This is a genomic window from Jezberella sp. (genome assembly GCF_964834465.1).
The window spans coordinates 230,215-254,359 of record NZ_CBAZRM010000001.1; the positions used below are offsets into that span (position 1 = coordinate 230,215).

General features: G+C 52.2%; 22 protein-coding genes and 1 tRNA gene. 7 read left to right on the forward strand and 16 right to left on the reverse strand.

The genetic code is table 11. The features are described from left to right. Positions 1-3: 3 nt before the first annotated feature. Positions 4-804: an SDR family NAD(P)-dependent oxidoreductase gene (locus AC1W8Y_RS01050; RefSeq protein WP_482012593.1), complete on the forward strand. Its 801-nt coding sequence runs from the start codon at positions 4-6 to the stop codon at positions 802-804. An 18-nt stretch (positions 805-822) separates the two neighbouring features. Here the strand turns inward: AC1W8Y_RS01050 and garD are convergent, their stop codons facing one another. The 10 genes from garD to AC1W8Y_RS01100 form a co-directional block, all read right to left on the reverse strand. Continuing rightward, the gene (gene garD / locus AC1W8Y_RS01055; RefSeq protein WP_482012594.1) at positions 823-2,412 is read right to left on the reverse strand and encodes a galactarate dehydratase; all 1,590 of its coding nucleotides are present in this window, start codon (positions 2,410-2,412) and stop codon (positions 823-825) included. A gap of 27 nt (positions 2,413-2,439) precedes the next feature. Further along, positions 2,440-3,792 carry a TRAP transporter large permease gene (locus AC1W8Y_RS01060; RefSeq protein ID WP_482012595.1) on the reverse strand — a complete coding sequence of 451 codons (1,353 nt, stop codon included), beginning with the start codon at positions 3,790-3,792 and terminating at the stop codon, positions 2,440-2,442. Further along, a complete protein-coding gene (locus AC1W8Y_RS01065) occupies positions 3,783-4,277 on the reverse strand; it encodes a TRAP transporter small permease (RefSeq protein ID WP_482012596.1) in 495 nt (164 codons plus the stop codon). Before AC1W8Y_RS01065 ends, AC1W8Y_RS01060 begins: the two co-directional genes overlap by 10 nt. Positions 4,278-4,361: 84 nt before the next feature. Then, on the reverse strand, positions 4,362-5,348 hold the full coding sequence (locus AC1W8Y_RS01070) for a TRAP transporter substrate-binding protein (RefSeq protein ID WP_482012597.1): 987 nt from the start codon (positions 5,346-5,348) through the stop codon (positions 4,362-4,364). A gap of 34 nt (positions 5,349-5,382) precedes the next feature. Continuing rightward, positions 5,383-6,198, reverse strand: a complete 816-nt coding sequence (locus tag AC1W8Y_RS01075; protein ID WP_482012598.1) for an NAD-dependent epimerase/dehydratase family protein — start codon at positions 6,196-6,198, stop codon at positions 5,383-5,385. Position 6,199: 1 nt separating this feature from the next. Beyond that, positions 6,200-7,111: a 5-dehydro-4-deoxyglucarate dehydratase gene (gene kdgD / locus AC1W8Y_RS01080; RefSeq protein ID WP_482012599.1), complete on the reverse strand. Its 912-nt coding sequence runs from the start codon at positions 7,109-7,111 to the stop codon at positions 6,200-6,202. A 122-nt stretch (positions 7,112-7,233) separates the two neighbouring features. Then, positions 7,234-8,262: a substrate-binding domain-containing protein gene (locus AC1W8Y_RS01085; RefSeq protein WP_482012600.1), complete on the reverse strand. Its 1,029-nt coding sequence runs from the start codon at positions 8,260-8,262 to the stop codon at positions 7,234-7,236. 65 nt (positions 8,263-8,327) lie between these two features. Continuing rightward, positions 8,328-8,403 (reverse strand) — tRNA-Arg (locus AC1W8Y_RS01090). Between the two features lie 57 nt (positions 8,404-8,460). Then, the gene (gene xerD / locus AC1W8Y_RS01095; RefSeq protein ID WP_482012601.1) at positions 8,461-9,360 is read right to left on the reverse strand and encodes a site-specific tyrosine recombinase XerD; all 900 of its coding nucleotides are present in this window, start codon (positions 9,358-9,360) and stop codon (positions 8,461-8,463) included. Continuing rightward, positions 9,361-10,287, reverse strand: coding sequence for a tripartite tricarboxylate transporter substrate binding protein BugE (locus AC1W8Y_RS01100; protein ID WP_482012655.1), 927 nt, complete (start codon positions 10,285-10,287; stop codon positions 9,361-9,363). 162 nt (positions 10,288-10,449) lie between these two features. Between AC1W8Y_RS01100 and AC1W8Y_RS01105 the strand changes: the two genes are divergently transcribed. The 5 genes from AC1W8Y_RS01105 (at position 10,450) to miaA (ending at position 16,035) form a co-directional block, all read left to right on the forward strand. Further along, positions 10,450-11,343, forward strand: coding sequence for an AEC family transporter (locus AC1W8Y_RS01105; RefSeq protein WP_482012602.1), 894 nt, complete (start codon positions 10,450-10,452; stop codon positions 11,341-11,343). 1 nt (position 11,344) lies between these two features. Next, the gene (gene tsaE, locus AC1W8Y_RS01110; protein ID WP_482012603.1) at positions 11,345-11,893 is read left to right on the forward strand and encodes a tRNA (adenosine(37)-N6)-threonylcarbamoyltransferase complex ATPase subunit type 1 TsaE; all 549 of its coding nucleotides are present in this window, start codon (positions 11,345-11,347) and stop codon (positions 11,891-11,893) included. Continuing rightward, positions 11,845-13,197 (forward strand): N-acetylmuramoyl-L-alanine amidase, encoded by a 1,353-nt coding sequence (locus AC1W8Y_RS01115; protein WP_482012604.1) that lies wholly within the window; start codon positions 11,845-11,847, stop codon positions 13,195-13,197. Before tsaE ends, AC1W8Y_RS01115 begins: the two co-directional genes overlap by 49 nt. Before the next feature lie 79 nt (positions 13,198-13,276). Continuing rightward, on the forward strand, positions 13,277-15,097 hold the full coding sequence (gene mutL / locus AC1W8Y_RS01120) for a DNA mismatch repair endonuclease MutL (RefSeq protein WP_482012605.1): 1,821 nt from the start codon (positions 13,277-13,279) through the stop codon (positions 15,095-15,097). Positions 15,098-15,105: 8 nt separating this feature from the next. Beyond that, on the forward strand, positions 15,106-16,035 hold the full coding sequence (miaA, locus tag AC1W8Y_RS01125) for a tRNA (adenosine(37)-N6)-dimethylallyltransferase MiaA (RefSeq protein ID WP_482012656.1): 930 nt from the start codon (positions 15,106-15,108) through the stop codon (positions 16,033-16,035). 10 nt (positions 16,036-16,045) lie between these two features. On the opposite strand, the gene aceA is transcribed toward miaA, so the two are convergent. Next, positions 16,046-17,356, reverse strand: coding sequence for an isocitrate lyase (aceA, locus tag AC1W8Y_RS01130; protein WP_482012657.1), 1,311 nt, complete (start codon positions 17,354-17,356; stop codon positions 16,046-16,048). 176 nt (positions 17,357-17,532) lie between these two features. Here aceA and AC1W8Y_RS01135 point away from each other — a divergent pair, with 176 nt between their 5' ends. Next, positions 17,533-19,095, forward strand: a complete 1,563-nt coding sequence (locus AC1W8Y_RS01135) for a DUF3612 domain-containing protein (protein WP_482012606.1) — start codon at positions 17,533-17,535, stop codon at positions 19,093-19,095. Between the two features lie 40 nt (positions 19,096-19,135). On the opposite strand, the gene AC1W8Y_RS01140 is transcribed toward AC1W8Y_RS01135, so the two are convergent. From AC1W8Y_RS01140 to AC1W8Y_RS01160, 5 genes are all read right to left on the reverse strand, one after another. Further along, positions 19,136-19,564 (reverse strand): CBS domain-containing protein, encoded by a 429-nt coding sequence (locus AC1W8Y_RS01140; protein WP_482012607.1) that lies wholly within the window; start codon positions 19,562-19,564, stop codon positions 19,136-19,138. A gap of 61 nt (positions 19,565-19,625) precedes the next feature. Beyond that, on the reverse strand, positions 19,626-20,078 hold the full coding sequence (locus tag AC1W8Y_RS01145) for a universal stress protein (RefSeq protein ID WP_482012608.1): 453 nt from the start codon (positions 20,076-20,078) through the stop codon (positions 19,626-19,628). 115 nt (positions 20,079-20,193) lie between these two features. Beyond that, positions 20,194-21,180: a Bug family tripartite tricarboxylate transporter substrate binding protein gene (locus tag AC1W8Y_RS01150; protein WP_482012609.1), complete on the reverse strand. Its 987-nt coding sequence runs from the start codon at positions 21,178-21,180 to the stop codon at positions 20,194-20,196. 61 nt (positions 21,181-21,241) lie between these two features. Beyond that, on the reverse strand, positions 21,242-23,266 hold the full coding sequence (locus AC1W8Y_RS01155) for an FAD-dependent oxidoreductase (RefSeq protein ID WP_482012610.1): 2,025 nt from the start codon (positions 23,264-23,266) through the stop codon (positions 21,242-21,244). A gap of 41 nt (positions 23,267-23,307) precedes the next feature. After that, positions 23,308-24,132, reverse strand: coding sequence for a crotonase/enoyl-CoA hydratase family protein (locus tag AC1W8Y_RS01160; RefSeq protein WP_482012611.1), 825 nt, complete (start codon positions 24,130-24,132; stop codon positions 23,308-23,310). Between the last annotated feature and the right edge of the window lie 13 nt (positions 24,133-24,145).

The window sequence follows — 24,145 nt, forward strand, 5'->3', positions numbered from 1 at the left end:
TGAATGGGTGGTCGGCTAGCAGGAAAAATCGCTCTCATTATGGGGGCGGGATCAGTCGGACCCGGCTGGGGCAATGGCAGAGCCATCTCGGTGAGATTCGCTGAAGAAGGCGCTCACTTATTTGGTATCGACCGAGAGCTGACGCGTATGACCGAAACGGTCGCTCGGGTTAGTGACGTCGGGGGTCAAATGGTTACTGCCGTATGCGATGTGACGCAAAGTCTGCAAATCAAAACCATCGTTGAGCAATGCCTCGATCAATACGGCCGGATTGATATTCTCGTGAACAATGTGGGTGGCTCTGCAGCTGGCGGCCCAGTTGAGATGACGGAAGAGGTCTTCGACAGCCAGATCAATCACAACCTTAAAAGCGTCTTCCTGGCGTGCAAGTATGTCTTGCCCATCATGGAGGCACAAGGTGCTGGCTCTATCATCAACATTGCATCGACATCCGGAACCAGATGGACAGGCTCAGCCCAAGTAGCCTACGCGGCCACCAAAGCGGGCGTTATCCAGCTATCGAAAGTCGTCGCGATTCAGTACGCCAAACAACGTATTCGCGTCAACACCATTGTTCCGGGTCAGTTGCATACCCCCATGGTCGAAGTTCGATTAGCCGGTCAAAGAACGGGGGGTGATGTTGAGGCGCTGCTAGCGCAAAGACAAGCTCGTATACCCTTGCCTTTTATGGGAGACGGTAGAGACACCGCTAATGCCGCACTATATCTCGCTTCGGATGAGTCGCGATTCGTGACGGGGACAGAGATTGTGGTCGATGGGGGTATGTCAGTTCGATGTGGATGAAATAAACGAACGCGTCGATCAAGTCACCGGAGCAGGATTAAACAATACCAAAGAATTGTGGATCTTCCAGTGTTCTGCCCACGTTTTTTTGCCGCTAGCGACCGCCAGAATCATGTCGAATAGCTCGTGTCCCACATCGGCGATAGTCGCTTCGCCACTCGCAATCCTACCCGCATTGACGTCCATCAAGTCGTGCCAACGTCTGGCCAGATCGTTGCGGGTGGCTACTTTGATCACGGGGCATTCGGCTAACCCGTAAGGCGTACCGCGCCCCGTCGTAAAGATGTGAACATTCATGCCAGCGGCAAATTGCAGTGTGCCGCAAATGAAGTCGCTCGCAGGTGTTGCCGCAAACACGAGCCCCTTTTGCTCTGGCTTGAGCTTCTCACCCGGTGCCAACACACTATTGATCGGACTTGAACCGCTTTTGACAATTGAGCCCATCGCCTTTTCAACAATGTTAGATAGTCCACCCGCTTTATTACCAGGTGTCGTATTCGCGCTGCGATCAACCATACTTCGACCCAAATAATTGTCGTACCAAGAGAGCTCTTTGACGATGTCGCGGGCCACCGCTTCGTTGGCTGCGCGCATGGTCAATTGATCAACGCCGTCACGCACCTCTGTGTTTTCACTAAACATGACGGTTGCCCCGGCTCTCACCAGCAGATCAGCCGCAAACCCAACGGCCGGATTTGCCGTGACACCACTAAAAGCGTCACTGCCCCCGCATTGAACACCCACCACCAATGCCGAGGCGGGGCAAGTTTCTCTGCGCCTTGCATTCAAGCGTTCAAGATGTGGCTTAGCGCTTTGAACAATATCATCGATCATCGACATGAAGCCCACATGGTGGTCAGCTTGCAAGCAGATCGTTTCAGGGCCTTGAGCCGTCAGGGTCTCGACTCGTAGGGGAAAACTACCGGGGGGAAACATCCGGTCGGGCTGAAGTTTTTCGCAACCCAGGCTGACGACCAGCAACTCACCGCCGAAATTCGGATTAAGGCTGATATTGCGAAGCGTTCGTATCGGAATGATGGCGTCTTTGGCTTCAATGGCAACACCACAACCATAGGTATGCTCAATGCCGACCACGTCATCCACGTACGGATAGGCCGGCAGTAATTCGCTTTTGATCCGATCGACCGCGTACGCAACGACACCCGAGACGCATTGAACCGTCGTCGTGATGGCAAGGATATTTCTAGTACCAACTGATCCATCGGCGTTTCGGTAACCTTCAAAGGTGTAGCCATCCAAGGCTGGCATCGCTTGAGCGGCTGCCGTAGCCATGGGCAAAGCGTCGAATCCCAGAGCGGGAGGGATATCAATCAAACGCTCATGAACCCACGATCCTTTTGGTATTGGATTGAGCGCACGTCCAATCACGACGTTATATCTGCGGATAACATCGCCTTTGTCGATATCGACGAGTGATACTTTGTGACCCTGTGGTACGCGATCTTTCAAGACTAAGTCTGCATCGAGCAAAGTCCCCGCCGCAAGTCCCTTGTCATTGACAACGATGGCCACATTATCCAATTCGTGCATTTTGATATAGCGAGGTATTTCGATGGTCACTTCTTGCTCACTCGTTTGCTTGGTCATAACGTCGCTCATTTACGGATACGCTGATTACAAGACCGTGTGACCGGTGATCAGGGTAGGCAGCCAGGTCGAGAACGAAGGCACGTAGGTCACCAACGTGATTGCCACAAAAATGGCTAAATAATACGGCCACGCAGACTTGGTTGCCTCGCCGATTGATATCTTACCAATCGCACAACCAATAAACTGCACGGACCCAACCGGCGGATGCACCAAGCCAAGGGCACAATTGAGCAACAACATCATCCCGAACTGCACGGGCCCCACCCCCATTTGAATCGCAAGCGGCAAGAACAGGGGAGTTGTGATCAGGATATGCGCAGCCATATCCAGAAAAATGCCCAAGAATATTTGAATAATGTTGATGTACAGAAGCATGAGCCAAGGCTCGTGCGTTGCACTCAATAGCGCTTGTTCAATGACGTCGGGTATTTCCAAATATGCCATCTGATAGCGCAGCATATTCGACACACCGATCAGTAACAAAATGACCCCTGTCGTCTTGGATGCCTTGGACAAAGACCTCAGCAGCTTGTCAACTGTCATCGTGCGATAGACGGTCACCGTGAGAAACAGCGCATAAGTCACAGCGATAGCAGCCGCCTCAGTGGCCGTCGCCACGCCTTTCAAAATACAGACCAGAATAATCACCACGACGCCAAGTCCCGGCATCGAAGCCACGAAAAATCTCAATACGCTATCCCATCCGGGAAATTTCTCGACGAGGGTGGTGCCATCGGCCTGTCTGGGATAACCATGTTTGACCGCTTGCCAATAGGCAGCAACCAGCATGCAGACCATGATCCAGAAAACGGGAATCAAGCCAGCGAACATCAAGTCACCAATTGAGACACCCTTGATGAAATGCCCGGCTATCGTTCCAGTCGCTGCTTGAGCGGCGAAGGCATAAATAATCATATTGTGTGACGTTGGCATGAGCGCGCCAGAGAGCGACGCATGTGTGGTCACATTGACAGCGTAGGCGGCGCTGTAACCCTCTCGCTTCATGATTGGGATCATCACACCACCCATCGCCGAGGTGTCAGCAACGGGCGACCCAGAAACACCGCCAAACAACGTGCAAGCAAACACGTTAGCTAGGCCTAAACCCCCTCGCCAGTGGCCGACCAGGCTTCTGGCAAAGTTCACGATCTTATCGGCGATCCCGCCATGCAACATGAGTTCGCCCGAGAAGATAAAGAATGGAATCGCTAAAAAGCTAAAGACATTCATCCCGGACGTCATCATTTGAATGGCTGTCTCGAAGGGCAAACCTTCTACGTAGAAGGTTGCCAAACAACTCAGACCGATCGCAAATGCCACGGGGACACCCAGGACGAGAAATACCAGAAAGCTGATACACAAAACCGTTAGTGCCATGATGGGGTAACCTTTTCAAAACGTAGCAAGGCCACAATATGCTCAACGCTAAATAGGTTGATGAGCACACCGGCAAGGATCACCGGAACGTAGCGCCAGGCTTCTGAAAGACCGAGAGTGGGTATCGTTGTCGCCATGGTAGAAGCTGCCATTTCATAGCCACCAGCGAACAGGGCAATCGCAAAACACATCGTCAAAAGGTAAACAAGGAGGGAACACCAACGTTGTGCTTTTGGAGGCAACAGGCTAACCACAGAATCCAGACCGATATGCCCAGCATCTCTGACACCTGAAGCTGCGCCGAACATGGCAACTGAAATGACAAGCAATAGCGCGACTTGCTCGACATAGGGCGGCGCATCATTGAAGACATAGCGCATGACAACTCCATACACGACCACTAACAACAAGCAAGTCAAGCAAACGCAAGCTAGATAAAGAGAATAGCGAGATAGTCTCGCGTTTAGCTGATTTAGGTGATGCATGAGTAGGATCCGCCTTGATTACCAGTGCGCAAGGCCGGCTTCGAACCGGCCTTACGTTTGACCAACGAGGTTTTGTGATTCGTCTTACTTTGCGTTGACGATTTCTTGCACGAGCGCTTTCAATTCAGGCGTCGTCGCGAACTTATCCCAAACAGGCTTTTCGACTTCTACAAAACTGCTGCGATCAATGTCTGCTGCGGGAACAATGGTGGCCCCTCCTTTGAGAACCGCCGCTTTAGCCGCTTTTTCTTTGGCTTCCCAAAGTTGCACGTAATACGGGACAGAAGCTTTTGCAGTTTTACGAAGGGCGGTCTGTTCCTCGGGTGTTAGGGTATCCCAGACTTTCTTAGAAAAAACCAACACTTCTGGCGTCATGACGTGCATGGTCTCAGAATAAACCGGCGCGGATTCAAAATGCTTGGCTTCGTCGTAGGAGGGATAATTATTTTCGGCGGCATCGAGTAGCCCCGTCTTTAATCCGGTGTAGACCTCTGCGTAGGGCATGGGGGTTGGTGATGCCCCCATGGCACTGACCAAACCAACCATCAGGTCGGAGGGGATCACTCGGATTTTCATCCCCTTGGTGTCGGCGACAGATTTGATGGGCTTCTTAGCGTAAATTGAACGCGCACCGCTTTCGTAAAACGCTAGACCAACAAAGCCTGCTTTTTCAAACGCGGCCAGAATCTTTTCGCCTTGTGGGCCGTACATGGTGGCCCGCAGGTGATTAATGTCTCTGAAGAGAAATGGCAGTGAGGGGATGTACGATTCTTGAACGATGCCATTGAAGGCTGCTGAACTCACGCGAACCATGTCCAAGGCACCAATCTTTACCTGTTCAATGGTGTCTTTCTCAGAGCCAAGCGCGCTATCACCGAATACTTTGATGCTGTCCTTGCCACCGGTAGCTGCTGAGAGATCTTCCCCCATGTGGGCGACTGCCAGGTTAGTCGGAAAGTCCTTGGCATGAACGTCCGCGGATCGGAACACACGTGCCATCGAGGTCGTTGCGCTCAACACGAGCACTGCTGCTAAGACGATTTGCGTTGTTTTTGTCTGTTTGAATTGCATGTTGCATCCCCTTTTGTCGTTATTCACTTGAAAATCAGTTTTCAATGAAGCCTTGCGGCCCTAAGACTACGTACCCACCACCCTGATATTTAACAGTTGGATCAGTGACATCTGGCGCGACTGTTGCAGCAAACGTTTCTTCTGCAAAGACATCAGCTGAGTCTTGCGGCACAAATCCAAGATGCTTGGCGCAACTGTTGTCCCACCAGGACACTGAATTGTTAGAGACACCGTAAACGATCGAATGTCCAACGACAGGCGCACTCAGACAAGCCCCAATCAAACGATGCAGATCGTTAAAGCTCAGCCAAGTTGCGAGCATTCTTCTATCTTTGGGTTTCGCAAAAGACGAGCCGATTCGAATACACACCGTCTCAATGCCGTATCGATCAAAATAGAAGCGAGACAGATCCTCACCGAAGGCTTTGCTGACCCCGTAGAGGCTATCGGGCTTAGGCGCATGGGCGGGGGTAATGGTTTCGCTTTGTTCGTAAAAGCCGGTCACATGATTGGAACTGGCAAACACAATACGACTCACGCCTTCTAGTCGGCAGGATTCGTACAGGTTGTACAAGCCTAAAATATTTGCTTGCAAAATAGGGCCGAAAGGGCCTTCAACCGACACGCCACCAAGGTGCACGACAGCATCGACCTCTTTGACGATCTCCCTGACAAAGACCGAATCTGCCAAGTCACCCTGGGTGATTTCCTCTGAGGTTTCGGCGGGCCCGACAGCTACCCTATCCGAAAGCCTCAACACATCACAGTTTGCTTTGAGGCGAAGGCGAAGTTCACGGCCTAGGCCACCTGCGGCGCCTGTCATCAGGATACGATGATGTGTTTTGATCATATTACTGAGCTCCGAGCTTCTGGATGAGAGCAGCTAGATCATCCATTTCATTTGCATTCAAATTTGTCAGTGGTGCCCTGACCGGCCCTGCATCATGGCCAACTAGCTTAGCACCAGCCTTGACAATACTGACGGCATAGCCAGGCACTCGGTTTCTGATCGCTAGATAGGGCATAAAGAATTCACGCAGTAGATGATGTTGCGTTGCCATGTCATCATTTGCAACAGCGTGATAGAACGCCATTGCGGTCTTGGGGATGAAATTAAAGACCGCCGAAGAATAGACTGGTGTGCCCAGGGCTTTGTAGGCTGCTGCATAGACCTCTGCTGTGGGTAGACCGCCAAGATATGAGAAGCGATCTCCCATGCGCATGTAGATGGACGACATCATTTCTATGTCGCCAACACCATCTTTAAAACCGATCAGATTTGGACAGCGATCTGCAAGGATTGCTAGCGAGTCAGGGGTCAGCTTGCAAACGTTGCGGTTGTAAACAATCACGCCAAACTGAACACTCTGACAGACCGCCTCAACGTGCGCGATCAAACCGTCTTGCCCTGCCTCGGTCAGATAGTGAGGTAACAACAATATGCCATGAGCACCTAACCGCTCTGCTTCTTGGGCACACTGAATGGCGAAGCGGGTGGGACCGCCAACGCCAGCGATGATGGGGACTTTACCTTGACAGGTTTGCACCGCTGTCTTAATGATCTCGGGATACTCTTCTCGGGTCAGGGAAAAAAATTCACCCGTCCCACCTGCCGCGAACAATGCGGTTGCACCGTAAGGCGCTAACCATTCAAGCCGTGCTGCATAGCCATTCGCGTTGAAATTCCCGGCCGCATCGAAATCCGTTACCGGAAAGGACAGCAGGCCGCTTGAAACAATGGTTTTGAGATGTTGAGGATTCATTGAATTTTCGATAGATCGATGATTATGGTACCGGTACCAAACAAATGGTAGCGGTACCAAGTACGAGTTGTCAATTTCAAATTAATGAGTAATTACCCTTATTTCACTGATTGAAAAACCGTCTAGGTGGTGTCTCGTTGGTGAATCGAAAACCCGACATCAACGATGGGCGCTGCCACCGCACGCGCCTCTGCCCTTGCAATCAAGTACTCGGCTGCCAGTGCACCAATCTTGGTCGAATTAATTTGCACGGTTGATAACGCCGGGATCATATTTTCGATGATAGGCACACCGCCAAAACCCATCACCGCAAGACCGTCGGGTATGGGGATATTTCTTGTCTGAGCTTCGGTCAACACGCCCAAGGCCAAGAGGTCGGAACTGCAAAAAACAGCGTCAACCGTGCCTGGGCTTTCAAGTATTTCAATCAGCGCTTGACGCCCTCTGGTCAGGGTTCTTTCCGACCCTACGTTAATGACGCTAACTGGCGCTAACCCTAGCTGTTCAGAACGCTCGACAAATGCTGAAATTCTTCGAGCAGCGCGGTCATCCGAAGCACGCACCGCAGCAAAGCGTTGATACCCTCTGCTGACAAAGTAATCCGCAACCGCACGACCGATGTCCGTGTGTGAAAAGCCGATCAGCATATCGATGGGCGTGGGCGTCAAATCCCAGGTTTCAACGACGGGGATGGCACAGGCGAGCAAGCGTTTGCGAGCATTGCTGGGTTGCATAATGCCCGTGAGAAATATCCCATCAGGTCGGCGACCAATCACCGCACCAAGCAGAGCCTCCTCTCGACTCGCAAGATATTGCGATTGACCCAACATCAATTGATAGCCTGCATCAAACAGGGCATTGTTCAAACTTTCGATGGTCTCGGTAAAGACTGAAAAGACTGTACTGGGAATAACAGCCGCGATGAGTTTGCTTTTCGAGGACGACAAACTGCCCGCCATCAGGTTGGGTACGTAACCTGTTTTGTCGACTGCCTCTTGTACGCGTCGCAAAAGTTCTGCAGACACTGAGCCGGGCTGATTGATCGCTCTTGACACGGTAATGGGTGCCACGCCAGCAATTTTGGCAACATCCCTGACGGTAACCGCACCAGAGTTGCGACGTGAACGCTTGATCGGGTCGTTAGGCTGCATGTGATACTTGGCTTCGATGATAACGGTATCATCTTATAGACCAGCTTCGCATGCTGGGCAAGTGTTGGTACCGCCGACACGAATCGAACGTGTGACTCCCTTCTTAGGAGGAAGGTACTCTATCCACTGAGTTACGGCGGTAAACCAGGTGGCAGTTTAACAAGTCTGGTCAATCCAGTCCTGTGAACCCATTTAACATCAACCTCTGGGATGGTGCGCCGCGTGCAGACTTTTGAGTCTCTCGCGTGCCACGTGGGTGTAAATCTGAGTCGTCGATATATCGGCATGACCCAACAGCATTTGCACGACGCGCAAATCGGCACCGTGGTTTAACAAATGGGTAGCAAAAGCGTGGCGCAAAATATGCGGAGACAACGGCGCATGAATACCCGCCATAACAGCATATTTTTTGATGAGTAACCAGAAAGACTGCCGGGTCATCGGTGCGGCACGCGCGGTGACAAACAAGGCTGGACAAAGCCTTTGCCCCAACAATTGCGGACGTGCATCCTTAAGGTACGTCGTGACCCAATGGGCAGCCTCTGCGCCCAACGGTACCAAGCGATCTTTGCCCCCTTTACCCTGCACAACACGCAGCACCCCGTCAGAGAGACTGATATCGAGCACGGCAATGCCCACTAACTCAGAGACTCGCAAGCCTGTCGCATAGAGCACTTCTAACATCGCTCGATCACGTAAGCCCCGAGCTACATGGACAGGCGGCTGCATTAACAGGGCTTCAACTTGCGCCTCTGAAAGCGTTTTGGGGACTCTCAGCGGCTGACGAGCAGCAACCAGTTGCAGACACGGATCTACACTGACTCGCTGTTGACGGATTGCCCACAAGTAATACCGCCTGAGGGTCGCCAAACGGCGATTGGCGGTACTGGCTTTGGTTTGGGCATGTTTAGCAGCGAACCACGCCTCAATATCAGCACCAACGGCCTGATCAAGATGACCATTGCGCTCACGCCGCAGCCATTCATCAAACCCTGACAAATCCTGTCGATAGGCCGCCAACGTATTCGCTGACAGGCCATCTTCTAGCCATACCGCGTCGATGAACGCAGTGATGGCCTCGGATTCAAGCTTAGCCAATCACTGTAGCTCTATCTTTTGCTTAACAACGACATCTTTGGCCCAATCGTTCTGAGCTTTGATCTCTTTCGCAAACTCTTCTGGCGTGTTGCCAGACGGAGAAGACCCTTGCTCATCTAGAATTTTGATGACATTCGGATCTTTCAATGCTGCTGCCGCTGCGGCATTCAACTTGGCGATAATCGCTTTAGGCGTGCCTGCTGGTGCGACTAAGCCATACCAAACCGCCTGATTCAGCTGAGGATATCCGACTTCGGCCAGGGTTGGCACATCTTTTAAGTTGTCCAACCGCTTATCCCAAGCGACCGCAATGGGACGCAACTTACCACCCTGGATTTGTGCGATCGATGAAGGCAGGTTGTCAAACATGATTTGTACTTGGCCGCCCACGGCATCGGCTACCGCTGGGCCAGCACCTTTGTAAGGGACATGAACAATATCTGTCTCGGTCGCTAATTTGAACGACTCGCCGAACAAGTGCAAGATGCTGCAAATACCCGAGCTACCGTAGGAGTATTTGCCGGGATTTTTCTTCAGCTCTTCGACCAAACCTTTGAAATCCTTGGCGGGAAACTTATTGGTCACTTCGATGACATTTGCGGTATTGGCAAAATTCGTGATCGGTGCGTAATCTTTAAGCGGGTTATACGGTAAATCTTTAGGACGACAAGCGGGCAACACCGCCATCGTCGACACCGTTGCGACGGTCAGTGTGTAACCGTCAGGTTTGGCATGAGCGCCTTCAGCGGCACCAATAGCCCCCCCCGCACCCGCTTTGTTCTCAACCACGACCGGTTGACCAAGTTCTTGCGACATGCGCTGTGATACCAACCGCCCAATGATATCGGCCGAACCACCTGCAGCAAATGGCACGATCACTCGAATAGGTTTATTGGGATAATTCTGGGCAGCGTTGTCAGCACCCATGGCCGGCGAAAAAGAGGCGAAGCTAGCTAATGCCGACGCAGCAGCAAAAATCTTGGTAACGTTCTTCATGCGTACTCCTCACGATATAGCCGAGAATAGTAGCATTGGTGATGTCTAACGCACACCAAATAACGATTTGAAACATCAGTCTGAATCTGCAAAATGTCCATCGCCCTGCTGGTCCTACCCGACTTCCTGATTATCTCCTTTGGCTGGTTACTCAACCGAAAGTTCGGCTTTGCGCGCGAGTTTTTTACCGGGTTAGAGAAGCTTGTTTATTTTGTTTTGTTCCCTGCGCTGCTCTTTCAATCGGTGTTGAGGGCACCGATCCGCGGCAGTGGTGCCACGGATCTTTTTTTAGCCGCGGTACTGCTCTGCCTCATCGGCGTCCTGCTGTCCTGGCTCTTGGCACCATTTTTTCGATCTGAAGCCTTGGCACAAGCCTCTGCCGCTCAGTGCGCCTACCGGTTCAACACCTATATTGCTCTGGCGCTCGCCCTGACCCTTGCCGGGCCCAAAGGACAAACATTGATGGCATTAATCGTTGGATTTTCCGTCCCCGTGGTGAACCTCGCTGCGGTCTATCCACTCGCTCGGCATCACCGGGCAAACATATGGGGAGCTCTACTCCGCAATCCGCTGCTCTTATCCACCTTGCTGGGCCTGATAGGGAACTTTGCCCAACTGCATTTGCCCTCCCCGCTTGAGATTTCACTTGGCCGGATTGGCTCCGCCGCCATCCCCTTAGGCACACTTTGCGTCGGGGCCAGTCTCAGGTGGCAGGGCAGTTCTCACAACAATGGTTTGGTGGCTTGGATGCTAGCGGTAAAATTATTGATGTTGCCCCTTGCTGCTTGGGTCATCAGCCTCGCGTTTGCACTGGATCCAACCAAGAGGCAAATGCTGATCGTTTTTGCGTCAATGCCACCCGCCACAGCGGCATACGTGCTGGCTGCGCGAATGGGAGGCGACGCCAATCTAGCTGGGCTGATCATTTCAATCGGCACTGCACTCTCTGCGATTACCATCCCACTTTGGCTGATCCTAAGCCAGTGATGTGACCACTCAATTGAAATCGACAACGCTCACGCTAGCACTCAACAATGAAGCCGCAACTGACCAGTTGGGGCAAGCGCTTGCTCACTTGGCCGCTGACCTGAAGACGTCACAAGACGGTCGCTTTCATCCTGGGCCTTTAGCCGGAGGCCGTATTCATCTCAAAGGAGAACTAGGTGCTGGTAAAACCGCATTGGTCCGTGCATTGCTCAGAACCTGCGGCGTCACTGGCAGAATCAAGAGCCCAAGTTATGCTTTAGTTGAATCTTATAAAGTTTCTAGCTTATACTTGTATCATCTTGATTTTTATAGATTTAGCGATCCTAACGAATGGTTAGACGCTGGTTTTAAAGATATTTTTACTAATAACGCTTTGGTGCTGATTGAATGGCCTGAACGCGCGAGCGAGTTACTTGGGGCACCAGATCTGCACATCACACTCACTTACGCTGGGGATGGCCGTACTGCCAGCCTCACGGCTCAGACACAAAAGGGGGTCGCATGGCTCACCAATCTGACGTCCTATCTAGATCCGCGCCGAGTCGAGTGACGAATCCTGCACGGCGTAGACTGCTGAGTGCGACGACCCTTCTGTTACTGCCCGTTATCCCACAAATCGCCAAGGCCTCAAAGCTCTTGGCAGTTAGAACCTGGCCTGCCAGCGAATACACGCGGGTCACGCTTGAATTGGATAGTGAGCTCAAGGCTGAACATTTTGTGCTCGAAAATCCTCACAGAATTGTGGTGGATATTCAGGGCCTCGACATGAGCCCGGGCTTGAACGAGTTGGTCAGAAAAGTAAAGTCTGACGACCCCAACATCAGCATGTTGAGAGTTGCGCAAAATAGACCAGGGGTCGTTAGGCTCGTGTTTGACTTAAAGCAAGCGATTGCACCCCAGGTGTTCACGCTCAAACCTGTCGGGGACTACCAATATCGTTTGGTCCTCGACTTCTATCCGAAATCGGCCCAAGACCCACTGGTCGCCATGCTCAAAAATCGGCCGATAAAAACCGAAGAAGATCCACTGGCCAAAATTCTTGAAGACATTGGCAAGCAGCAGTCAAACGTTGCGCCGCCAGCGATTGCAATGAATCCACCGCCCGTGTCACCGAACACAGGTGCAGACACGAGCAGCAAGTCCGGGCGTCGCAAAACGCTGACCATCGCGATTGACCCTGGTCATGGTGGTGAAGACCCTGGCGCTATCGGAGGTGGCGGTACCCGTGAAAAAGACGTGGTCTTAGCCATCGCCCTCAAACTCAAGGCACGGATTGACGCAACACCGGGGATGCGTGCTTACCTGACGCGTGACGGTGACTACTTTGTGCCCCTCAATGTCCGCGTCGAAAAGGCTCGTCGAATCAAAGCCGACCTCTTTATGTCCATCCATGCTGACGCTTGGGTTAAACCAACATTGGGGGGCAGCTCTGTCTATGCACTGTCTTCGGGCGGTGCGTCAAGCTCTGCAGCCCGCTGGTTGGCGGACAAGGAAAACGCCGCCGATCTCATCGGCGGTGTCAATCTGGGGACGCAAAACCCTCAGGTTGCACAGGTACTACTCGATCTGTCGACGACTGCGCAAATCAATGACTCATTAAAAGTGGGTGACAGTGTGCTGGGTGAACTGAAAAACGTTTACCGACTGCACAAATCATCTGTTGAACGCGCTGGATTTGCCGTGTTAAAGGCCCCTGACATCCCGTCGATTTTGGTTGAAACCGCCTTCATCAGCAACCCTGACGAAGAACGCATGTTGCGTAACAGCGCGGATCAAGACAAATTTGCACTCGCGCTTGTCGGTGGTATTCAGCGCTTTTATGTTGCCAACCCACACCTGGCGACCATCGGCTAACCCTGTCCCAGCCAGACGGGTCGGGACGAAAATGTCGCATCGTCCTAAAATGGGTGCTTCACTGAATTTGTAGAGCCCCATGCGTCGACCGATCTCTCAATTACCCGATTTGCTTATCAGCCAGATCGCAGCTGGGGAAGTCATTGAACGACCTGCTTCCGTTCTTAAAGAGCTTGTCGAAAACTCGATCGATGCCGGTTCACAATCTGTCGAAATCCGGCTTGAAGCGGGTGGCATCCGCAGAATTGCCGTCATTGACGACGGGGCTGGCATCCCCGCTGATGAACTTTCACTGGCACTCACACGACATGCCACAAGCAAGATTGTGTCACTCGCCGACCTTGAAGCTGTTCAATCCATGGGTTTCCGAGGCGAAGCCTTAGCGTCTATTGCGGCCGTCTCACAACTCACCATCACGTCGCGAACCAGAGAGGCCGAACACGCGTGGTCACTGCAACCAGGGGATCAAGCAGCTGTGCCTGCCGCAGGCGCACTAGGTACTACGATCGATGTTCGCTATTTGTTTGATCAGGTCCCCGCAAGGCGTAAATTCTTACGTGCTGAACAAACGGAATTTGGCCACTGCATTGATGCCATCGAGCGAATTGCGCTGGCGTTTCCAGAAGTAGGTTTCAGGGTTTTTCATCAAGACCGGGCTGTCCGGCAATGGCTACCCAAATCCTCATTGGCTCGAGTCAGCGATGTCTTGGGCGAGGAGTTTAACGAGCACGGGATCGAGATCAACGTTCACGGTGGTCTTGTTTCACTCTTAGGCGTGATTACAAAACCAACCGCGTCACGCGCAAGACCCGATCGTCAATTTCTTTATGTTAACGGCCGGCATGTCAAAGACAGGACAGTATCACATGCCATTAGAAGCGCTTATGCCGACGTCTTACATGGCGACCGTCAGCCCGCTTATGTCCTATTTTTGCAGATAGACCCCACCGCCGTGGACGTTAACGTTCACCCAGCCAAACACGAAGTACGCTTTCGCGATAGTGGTGCGGTCTATCGGTTTGTTCAGTCTGCGTTGAAACAAGCGTTATCTGGGACGGCTGCCTCGTCCCAACCCTTCGCACCCGAGGGACAAGCATCTGTTGCCGCGGATTTCAGTGCAACTGCCCATCACCCGCTGGCCGGTGAACCCACTGCGGCGCTGACCGAAGGCTTTGCCCCTCAGCAGCCTCAATCGTCTTGGCGCCCCGTCGCCCAGCAGTCTCTTCAGTGGCGCGAAGGTCAGGCACCCCGACCCCATCAGTTGAACCCCGGGGTCTGGAAACCCTTCTACCAACCATTGAATGAAGAACCCGTCACTTGGCCTCTGGGCCGCGCCGTGGCACAGGTGCATGGCATTTATATTTTGTCCCAGACGTCACAAGGCCTTGCACTAATCGATATGCACGCCGCGCATGAGCGAGTCGTCTACGAGCAATTAAAGACCGCTTTGGATGCACAGACGTTGCCGCAACAAGTGCTATTGGTGCCAGTGGTATTCAGAGTGACCGAAAAAGAACTTGCGCTGGCGGCCGAACATCAGGATGCGCTGCTCGCCTTGGGCTTCGACCTATCTGCTGCTGGCCCTCAGTCGATGACACTTCGTGCGGTACCTGCCATGCTGGCTCGGGGTGACCTTGAAGCGCTCGCTCGCGGTGTCTTGCGCGATATGGAGCACGTCGGCGCAAGCGAACTGATGACCGAACAGCGCAATACCCTGCTGGCAACCATGGCTTGCCACGGTGCAGTTAGAGCCAACCGGCAATTGACGATAGAAGAAATGAACGCACTGTTGCGACAAATGGAACAGACCGAAAGAGCAGATCAATGCAATCACGGCCGACCCACCTGGGTGCATTGGTCCGTCTCTGACTTGGACAAGCTGTTCTTGCGCGGGCAATGACGGTGCCTATCGCTACTGGGCCTTTGATTTGTTTGGCGGGACCCACCGCTTCTGGCAAAAGTGCGATAGCGCGCGCCATCGCGGATCGTTGGCCCACGGAAATTATCAACGTTGATTCAGCCACGATTTACCGAGGGATGGATATTGGCACGGCCAAGCCCGATGCGGCTGAACGAGCGACCTACAAACACCATTTGCTGGATATCCGCGACCCTTCAGAAACCTACTCAGCTGCCGCCTTTAGACAGGACGCGCTTGCCTGCGTTGCCGAGATTCGGGCTCGCAATCGTCTGCCGTTGCTCGTTGGCGGCACAATGCTCTATTTCAAAGCATTGCGTGACGGGCTCAACGATTTGCCGCAAGCCGATCAAAACATCAGACAGCAGCTCGAACGCGATGCAAAAACCGTCGGTTGGCCTCACTTGCACCAGCGACTCAGGGCAATTGACCCACCTACTGCAGACAGGCTAGCCCCCAATGACAGTCAACGGATTGGCCGAGCGCTTGAAATTTTTATGATCACCGGGCAGCCCATGTCAGCGCTGCTTGGCAAAGACAGGCCAGGGGATCCCGCCATCCCGACCGTGACCATCAGTCTTGAGCCAGACAATCGAGCACGGTTACATCAGAATATAGAAAAGCGCTTTGACCAGATGCTCGACAGGGGGCTTATGACTGAGGTTGAGGCCTTGTTCAACCGTCAGGACTTGAACCCTGACATGCCGTCGATCCGCTGTGTTGGCTATCGACAAACTTGGGCTGTCTTGGCAGGTCAACTAGACATGGCCGCAGCGCGCGAGGCAGCCATCGCAGCAACTCGCCAATTGGCGAAACGCCAACTGACCTGGTTACGCAGCTTACCGGATCGCAAAGTCGTCAATTGCTTGGCGACGAATGCGACCGCGGACGTCATTCACTTGATCAGTGAATTACTTTAACGCTGTACGTTTATGCCGCCACCATTTCAAGGGTTGGTGCATCATGAAACTGTTCTTCTTCCGTCGAACCAGTCAAGGCAGTCACTGACGACGCCCCGCCCTGAATCGCCTGTGTCACGGCGTCAAAATAGCCCGTACCGACCTCGCGCTGATGTCTGGTGGCTGTATAGCCATGTCGCTCAGCTGCAAACTCGGCCTGCTGCAACGGGGCGTAGGCAGCCATGCCTTCTTTGGCATATTGGCGAGCAAGCTCGAACATGCCATAGTTCAGCGAATGAAATCCTGCGAGGGTAATGAATTGAAACTTATAGCCCATCGCCCCCAGTTCACGCTGAAACTTGGCAATCGTTGCATCGTCGAGATGGCGCTTCCAGTTAAACGACGGAGAACAGTTATACGCAAGTAGTTTGCCGGGATGTACTTTATGCACGGCTTCAGCAAACTTTCGGGCAAAGCCAAGGTCGGGCGTACCGGTTTCACACCAGACCATATCAGCAACAGCAGCGTAGGCAATTCCGCGCGAAATGGCCTGATCGATCCCATTGTTCACGCGAAAGAATCCTTCACTAGATCGTTCGCCCGTTAAAAACGGCTTGTCGTTCTCGTCAATATCACTGGTCACCAAGGTGGCGGCTTCTGCATCAGTGCGGGCCAGCAAAATAGTTGGCACGCCCATGATGTCTGCGGCCAAACGCGCAGCCGTTAACTTTTGAACAGCCTCTGTGGTCGGAACAAGCACTTTGCCGCCCATATGCCCACACTTTTTGACAGAAGAAAGTTGATCTTCAAAATGAACGCCCGCCGCGCCTGCCGTGATCATGGCCTTCATTAACTCATGCGCATTTAAAACCCCACCAAATCCGGATTCAGCGTCTGCAACGATGGGAGCAAACCAATCGACACTGCTGTCACCTTCAGCGTGGTGCAGCTGATCTGCGCGCATCAGCGCATTGTTGATCCGTCGCACGACCGTCGGCACACTCGATGCGGCGTACAACGATTGATCCGGATACATCTGACCCGAATCATTGTTATCTGCTGCCACTTGCCAACCAGACAAATAAATAGCCTCGAGACCTGCCTTCACTTGTTGCATCGCCTGATTGCCTGTTAAAGCCCCCAACGTATTGACGTAGGGTCTTTCATGCAAGAGACGCCACAATTTGTCTGCCCCTTTATGTGCGAGGGTATGTTCAACCGTCACCGAACCGCGCAAACGGAAAACGTCTTCGGCACTGTAAGACCTTGTAACGCCTCTCCAGCGAGGATTTTCAGCCCAGTCTTCTTTGATTGCTTCAATTGCTGCTGTGTGTTTACGCATCATGACTATCTCCAGTTAAAAAATCCATGAGTCAACATTAAAGTAATTTTCTTGTGAATAAAATATAATAAAATTTGACATTGTGAATTTCACAAATTAATTTTTACAAATATTTACAGAATCAGTTTCACAAATTTTTTACATAGAAATATTTACAACGGCTAGGTAGATAAAGCATGGGACAGATCAATCGCAACAATCATTTTCTGGGATCCAAGCTGCGATCACTGCGTAAAGAAAACCGCCTGACACTCGATGAGCTATCGGCTCGTTGCACTGAAATTGATGCCCAGCAAGCGCCCTCAACGTCTTATCTGAGCATGATCGAAAGTGGTCAACGCACCCCTTCGAACGAAGTACTTCAATTGATCGCCGAGGTGTTTCAGCGTCCGGTTGACTGGTTTTTCGATCACCAAGCCAAAGCGACTCATGCGCCCGACTCCACCGTGCGCACTGAGACCAAGATCCCCTTCGAACCAGCGTTTTTATTCACCAAAGATATATTGCAATCCACCATCCCCGAGCTGCTATCCCAAACAGGCACCACTGGACGACAGTTCGCTCATCTCTTGATTCGATCGCATCAAGAGACCTCGCATAATGACTATCCCTTGCTTGAACGCGCCGCTGAAAAGGTGGGGGGCAGAGAGTTTCCCTTAGATGTCGATGATCTAATGCAGTTATGCAAAAAAAACGGTTTACAAATCCGCTGGTTCGATCGTCAACCGCTATTAACACGCGATAAAGACCAGAAGTTGCGTAGTGTCATACGCTCGTTTTATGACGCACCCGGCACCATCTATCTCAACCAACAATTAGAGGCGAGCCCCGCTAGATTGAAGTTTGATCTCGCCTCCCATTTAGGTCACAAAATCTTGCACGGTGGCGACGGCCTGAAGTCAGTGCACGCTTCGGGCGGTGAGTTCGGAGAAAGCCCAGATAGTGGTTCGTCGCTGCACACCACGTTGGATGCTAACGATATCTTACGGGCCTGGCGGGATTTTGAGTGCAGTTTCTTTGCTGGTGCCTTGCTGTGCCCGAGAATCCCGTTTCGCCGATTTTTATCGCGGGAGAAGTATCGGGTGAGTGCCGGCGATAAGTTAGCGCTCACCCCTGCCGTCGTCATGCGCAGGATGACCAAAGTCTCGTCCTATCCGCATTGGCATTTTTTTGATGCGACTGCCGCAGGCACCTTCAGAGCCGTCTATCGGGGCAACGGCATCCCTCTGCCATGGGGCAACATGACAGAAGCGAAAGACCCTTGTCCAAACTGGGCCGTGTTTCGAATGAGCGAACGCCCGGTAAAAGCCTCGTCCTCGCAATTGTCAGTGATTCATGAAAATGGGGAATGGCAACTCTATTGCTGTCATACCCTACACACCAAGGACATTGCAGGGGTGCCTCATGTCTTGTCTGTTGGGGTAGATCTTGGCCCAGCCTTGATTTCTAATCAGCTGGGCGGCCAGGACATGATTCAAGCGCTCGGCGAGGCTTGCAGAAAGAAAGGGGGGCAGTTAACCCTAAGCGGACAGTTCGCCAAGGCAATCCGATCCGTTGCGCACATTCTCAGTATCGCGTGGATTGAGGATGCTTTGGATGAACCAGCGAGAATTATTTGCCCTCGTAGCAACAACTGCCCAAGAACCCCCCAATGCAATGCGAAGGCCGGCAAAAAAGTGCTTGATGTCACCGACGTCAAAGAACAAATACTCATGCAGTTACGCAACGAGGCGGTCTAAAGCACTGACAGGTGACATTCGCTCTGTTGAACTGGGCTGCTCAAGTGGTGATGTACTGTTGCAATTGCTCAATCATGATTTTTTGCGTCTCTATCATGGCTTTAACAACATCACCAATTGAAATCATGCCAACGACCCTATCACCACGCAATATCGGCAAATGGCGGATTTTGTGATCAGACATGATCTGCATGCACTGCTCAATCGAATGATTTGGCGTGATCGAAATGGTCTTGGTAGTCATGATTTCCCGGATCAGCAAAGAACTGCTGCTTTTGCCCATGAGCACAACCTTTCGAGCATAGTCGCGCTCAGAAAAGATGCCAACTAACCGCTCATCCGAAATGACTAACAAGGCGCCAATATTTTTATCTGCCATCAGTTTTAGCGCGTCCAGTACCGTATCGTCAGGCTTGACGGACCAAACTTGCTCTGAACGATCTGCAAGAAATTGGGTAATAGTCTTCATGGTTGCCCCCTTTTTAAAATTCGTTGAGTGACTGACAGTCCTGACAAGCGCGGACAAAGCCTTACTGATCCGCCTCATCGAGGATGACGATCAACACGCTACAGTGAGACAGCTCAATCAACGCCTTAGACCTTGCCCCACCCCACCAGCGTGCTGCCCAGTGGGTTCGATGCTTATGGCCGACAATAATCAGGTCAGCGTTATTTTTTTTGGCGAATTCCGCAATCTCAAAGGCAGGATCCCCACGCAAACATACCCCTGATACGGTGTAGCCGCCAGACCGCAACTGTTGAACACCGGCATCAAGAATCTCTCGTTGCGCACTCTCATCTTGTTCAAGGTCATCTTGGGTGACAAAGCCTCCCACGATTTCCATCGACACGTGATAATTGTTGGTCGATACGGATAGCAACGTAATATTGGCCGAACTCCAGTTGGCCAGTTCTTTGCACGCTAGCAGCGCATTTTGATCTGCTTCAGAGCCGTCGTAAGCAAGCAATATGTTCTTGTACATATTCGTCTCCCAGGCATTGAGTTGGAGCAACAAATTGCAAACAAATCGCAACTACCACGAGGTGGTAGTTACTGTTCTAACACGGCGAAAATTGAAAAGCTAGATGGGTTAACGACTAGACGTGAATATTTCTTGTTTTAATCAGATCGCCCCAGCGCTTGGATTCGCGCTGAATCAAGTCATCAAAGCGAGTGCCATCAAGCCCTAAGATTTCGCACTCCATGGCTTGTAACTTGTCGCGAACGGCAGCTTGTTTCATATTCCGTTGAAACTGTTCATCCAGAAACTGTCGAATCGGTGGCGGCGTTAAGGCGTGCACCGCCACACCGTACCAACTTCTGACGAGGATGTCAGGATAACCCGCCTCGGCAACCGTCGGTACCTCTGGAAGGGTGCGCGTCCTGGCAATCATATTCATGGCTAATGGTCGCACTCGACCCGTTTGAATCAAGGTCATCGCTAAATCTTGCGACAATAGCCCAAAATGAACGGTCCCCTGCCCGAGATCGGGTAGCGATTGCGGTTGCCCTTTGTAATTCACGTTGGTCAGTGAAATCCCCGAGGTTTCAAAGAAAAGCTCTTGGGCGAGATGCATCGTGCTACCGGTACTGGGATTGGCCGCATTGTAAAAACCGGGCCTCTTCTTTGCCAGCTCGATAAACTCTTTCAACGAATGCGCAGGCACCGCGCTGTTCACAACAAATACGGAGGGTGGGGCGGCAAAAGCACACACCCCGGCAAACTCTTTTGAACGCCCTGCCATGTCAGGCATTAAATATTCACCCACGGCAAGAATCGGGGTTGCCGCGAGCAAGGTATAACCGTCAGCTGGAGACTTTGCCACTGCGTCAATGCCGATGCGACCATCTGCGCCGGGACGGTTTTCGACCACAATGCGCTGGGCAAGATCAAAAGAAAGTGGTTCTGAGACAGCCCGCATCACCACGTCGACCACGCCACCCGCCGGATAAGGCACCACCAACTTGATGGGTCGATCAGGAAAGCCACCAAGGCTTTTAATATTCTGCTGTCCAATGGCGCTACCCACCGCTGACAAGATCAGTGATCCGAAGCCTACCTGTGTAAACGTTCGTCTGTCCATCGTATCCCCTTGTCTATCGAGCCGCTTGGTTGTTGACTCACGTCGTTGACAGCAAAAAAATTTACAAATGAATTGCGAAGTCGGTTGCTTGCCAGATTGCCCGCTTTGCGTCGAGTTCTAATGCAACGGCTGCGCCGCCGATCAAGGTATGCGGGATACCCTTGGCCTGCAAATGAGGCACAAGATCTGTTTTTGACTCCTGTCCGGCACAGACCACGATGGTGTCGACCAGCAGCAATTTCTCTTCGCCATCGATCCGAAGGTGAAAACCGGCATCGTCAATTTTTAAGTACTCAACGCCACCCAACATGTGTACGTTGCGCTTTTGCAAGAGCAAGCGTCTCGCCCAGCCCGTCGTCTTGGCGAGGTTTTCTCCCAGTTTGCTAGCTTTGCGTTGCAATAAAAATACCTCTCTCGGTGAAACAGGCACCTGCTCGGCGACCAACCCACCACGTGTCTCCGTATACTGAAGATCGATACCCCATTGTTTTAGGTAACCCTCGAGTGCCGAGTGCGGCTCATCTGTCACTGAGTGCGTTAGCAGTTCGGCGACGTCAAACCCAATCCCGCCTGCACCAATGATGGCGACTCTCTTACCAACCCGTTCAGGATGCTCAATGGCCTGCGGATAGCTCATCACCTTCGAATCGGTGATCCCTTCTATGGGTGGGATTCGTGGCACGACGCCCGTTGTCACTGCAACGTGATCGAATTCTGTCAGATCGTCGATCGTCACCTGCTTCTCTAGGTGCACGGTCACGTTCAGATCATTCAACCTCGTGGTGTAATAGCGCAGGGTATCGTTAAAGTCATCTTTGCCTGGTATCGCTTTGGCATAGTTGAATTGACCACCCACATGATCCAGCGCTTCAAAGAGCGTCACCTGATGTCCGCGTTCTGCAAGCGTGGTCGCGGTCGCTAGACCAGCCACACCCGCGCCTACCACCGCCACGCGCTTAGGGGTGCTTGTCGCAACGAGCTTGATCTCGGTTTCATGACAGGCAAAGGGATTCACCAAACATGACGCTAATTGGCCACTAAAAATCTGATCGAGACAAGCTTGATTACAGCCGATGCAAGTATTGATTGCATCTGCGCGTCCAGCTGCGGCTTTATTCACAAAATCGGCATCCGCTAGAAATGGTCTTGCCATCGAAATCATATCCGCTTTGCCACCCGCAAGAATATCCTCAGCCGTCTGGGGATCGTTAATCCGATTAGAGCTAATGATCGGTATGCCCACCTGCCCCATCAACCTGTGTGTCACGTCACTAAAGGCGGCACGAGGCACGGCCGTGTAAATGGTAGGTACTCTGGCCTCGTGCCACCCAATCCCTGTGTTGATAATCGTGACCCCGGCCCTTTCGACTTCTTTGGCAAATTGCACGACTTCTGCCCAAGTACTGCCCTCTTCGACCAAATCAATCATGGATAGACGAAATACAATAATGAAGTCAGCGCCAACCCGCTCACGAACCGCGCGGATAACTGACAAGCCAAATTTCATCCTGTTTTCATAAGCGCCACCCCATTGGTCGGTGCGGTGATTGGTTCGCTTGGCTAAAAACTGATTGATGAGATAACCCTCAGATCCCATAATTTCGACGCCGTCATAGCCGGCAAATTGAGCCATGGCTGCACAAACGGCAAAGTCTTCGATGGTTCGATGAATATCGTCTTCGGTCATCTCGCGCGGGGGATTGCGACTGATTGGTGCCTTAATTGCCGAGGGCGCAACCAGTGATGCACCTCGAGCATAGCGACCCGTGTGTAAAATCTGCAAACATATCTTGGCGCCATGCTCATGCACGGCCTGCGTAATGACTTTGTGCTTGGCAGCTTCGATTTCGTTATCCATGAGCGAGCTTGCGACCTTCACCGACCCATCAGCGTTGGGGCCGTATCCACCCGTGACAATCATGCCAACGCCACCTTTGGCGCGCTCCGCATAGAAAGCGGCCATGCGATCATGCGCGTCCGGGATATCCTCCAACCCAGTGTGCATAGAGCCCATCAGAACGCGATTGCGCAGAGTGGTAAATCCCAGATCTAACGGGGCAAGCAAATGTGGGTACAGCGCTGTCATGTCAACTTCCTCAGAGAAAATCCAACTCTAATCAAATCAGCCTAGTCTTCAAACACGGGGGGACGCTTCTCTTGCAACGCCCTCATGGCCTCAACACGATCTGCTGACCCCAACATGGCTGCGTTCCAGGTCGCGATGTAATTCAGACCATCTGCCACTGAATGATCTCTTGCGTAATTCACCATTTCTTTCGTTCCTCGAATGGCAAGGGGTGATTTGGCTGCAATGGTTTGAGCAAGACCTGTCAGGTTTTCATGCATCTCTTCAGCGCACGAGTAAACACGATTAACCAAGCCTATCTTTTGTGACTCTTGGGCATCCACTTTTCTGCCCGTGAAGACAAGTTCTCGCGCAATACCGTCTGGAATCAGTCGTGGCAACCGCTGCAAAGTACCGACATCAGCGGTCATACCAACGTCGATCTCTCGCACCGAAAAATAAGCGTCGGCCGACGCATAACGCATATCGCAACAAGTAATCAAATCGACACCAGCGCCGATGCACGCACCATGTATCGCCGCAATCACTGGTTTTCGGCAACGCTCAACGCTGTTGAAACAATCTTGTAGATACAAGATTCTATTTCTCAACGCTTCACTCTGACGTGCTCGGTCGTTGCTCGATGCCCGCCCATTCACTTGCTGCAACATGCCAAGATCAATGCCCGAGCAAAAGTGACGGCCTGCCCCACTGATGATGACGACCCTGATTTCAGGGGTTTCATCAGCCCAGCGCATCGCCGTTCGTAACTCTCGCCACATCGCTTCGCTGAGGGCGTTGGCCGAGTCTGGCCGATTCAAACGAACCTCTGCCACCGCTTGTCTGACAGTCACTACAATCGTACTCAGTTGTGGCGCCGCTTGCATCGTGCATGTTCTC

Bases quoted from the DNA above. Each gene is read 5' to 3' on its own strand.
- AC1W8Y_RS01050 (WP_482012593.1), top strand. From the start codon at position 4: ATGGGTGGTCGGCTAGCAGGAAAAATCGCTCTCATTATGGGGGCGGGA.
- garD (WP_482012594.1), bottom strand. From the start codon at position 2,412: ATGACCAAGCAAACGAGTGAGCAAGAAGTGACCATCGAAATACCTCGC.
- AC1W8Y_RS01060 (WP_482012595.1), bottom strand. From the start codon at position 3,792: ATGGCACTAACGGTTTTGTGTATCAGCTTTCTGGTATTTCTCGTCCTG.
- AC1W8Y_RS01065 (WP_482012596.1), bottom strand. From the start codon at position 4,277: ATGCATCACCTAAATCAGCTAAACGCGAGACTATCTCGCTATTCTCTT.
- AC1W8Y_RS01070 (WP_482012597.1), bottom strand. From the start codon at position 5,348: ATGCAATTCAAACAGACAAAAACAACGCAAATCGTCTTAGCAGCAGTG.
- AC1W8Y_RS01075 (WP_482012598.1), bottom strand. From the start codon at position 6,198: ATGATCAAAACACATCATCGTATCCTGATGACAGGCGCCGCAGGTGGC.
- kdgD (WP_482012599.1), bottom strand. From the start codon at position 7,111: ATGAATCCTCAACATCTCAAAACCATTGTTTCAAGCGGCCTGCTGTCC.
- AC1W8Y_RS01085 (WP_482012600.1), bottom strand. From the start codon at position 8,262: ATGCAGCCTAACGACCCGATCAAGCGTTCACGTCGCAACTCTGGTGCG.
- AC1W8Y_RS01100 (WP_482012655.1), bottom strand. From the start codon at position 10,287: ATGGGTGCTGACAACGCTGCCCAGAATTATCCCAATAAACCTATTCGA.
- AC1W8Y_RS01105 (WP_482012602.1), top strand. From the start codon at position 10,450: ATGTCCATCGCCCTGCTGGTCCTACCCGACTTCCTGATTATCTCCTTT.
- AC1W8Y_RS01115 (WP_482012604.1), top strand. From the start codon at position 11,845: ATGGCTCACCAATCTGACGTCCTATCTAGATCCGCGCCGAGTCGAGTG.
- mutL (WP_482012605.1), top strand. From the start codon at position 13,277: ATGCGTCGACCGATCTCTCAATTACCCGATTTGCTTATCAGCCAGATC.
- aceA (WP_482012657.1), bottom strand. From the start codon at position 17,356: ATGCGTAAACACACAGCAGCAATTGAAGCAATCAAAGAAGACTGGGCT.
- AC1W8Y_RS01135 (WP_482012606.1), top strand. From the start codon at position 17,533: ATGGGACAGATCAATCGCAACAATCATTTTCTGGGATCCAAGCTGCGA.
- AC1W8Y_RS01140 (WP_482012607.1), bottom strand. From the start codon at position 19,564: ATGAAGACTATTACCCAATTTCTTGCAGATCGTTCAGAGCAAGTTTGG.
- AC1W8Y_RS01145 (WP_482012608.1), bottom strand. From the start codon at position 20,078: ATGTACAAGAACATATTGCTTGCTTACGACGGCTCTGAAGCAGATCAA.
- AC1W8Y_RS01150 (WP_482012609.1), bottom strand. From the start codon at position 21,180: ATGGACAGACGAACGTTTACACAGGTAGGCTTCGGATCACTGATCTTG.
- AC1W8Y_RS01155 (WP_482012610.1), bottom strand. From the start codon at position 23,266: ATGACAGCGCTGTACCCACATTTGCTTGCCCCGTTAGATCTGGGATTT.
- AC1W8Y_RS01160 (WP_482012611.1), bottom strand. From the start codon at position 24,132: ATGCAAGCGGCGCCACAACTGAGTACGATTGTAGTGACTGTCAGACAA.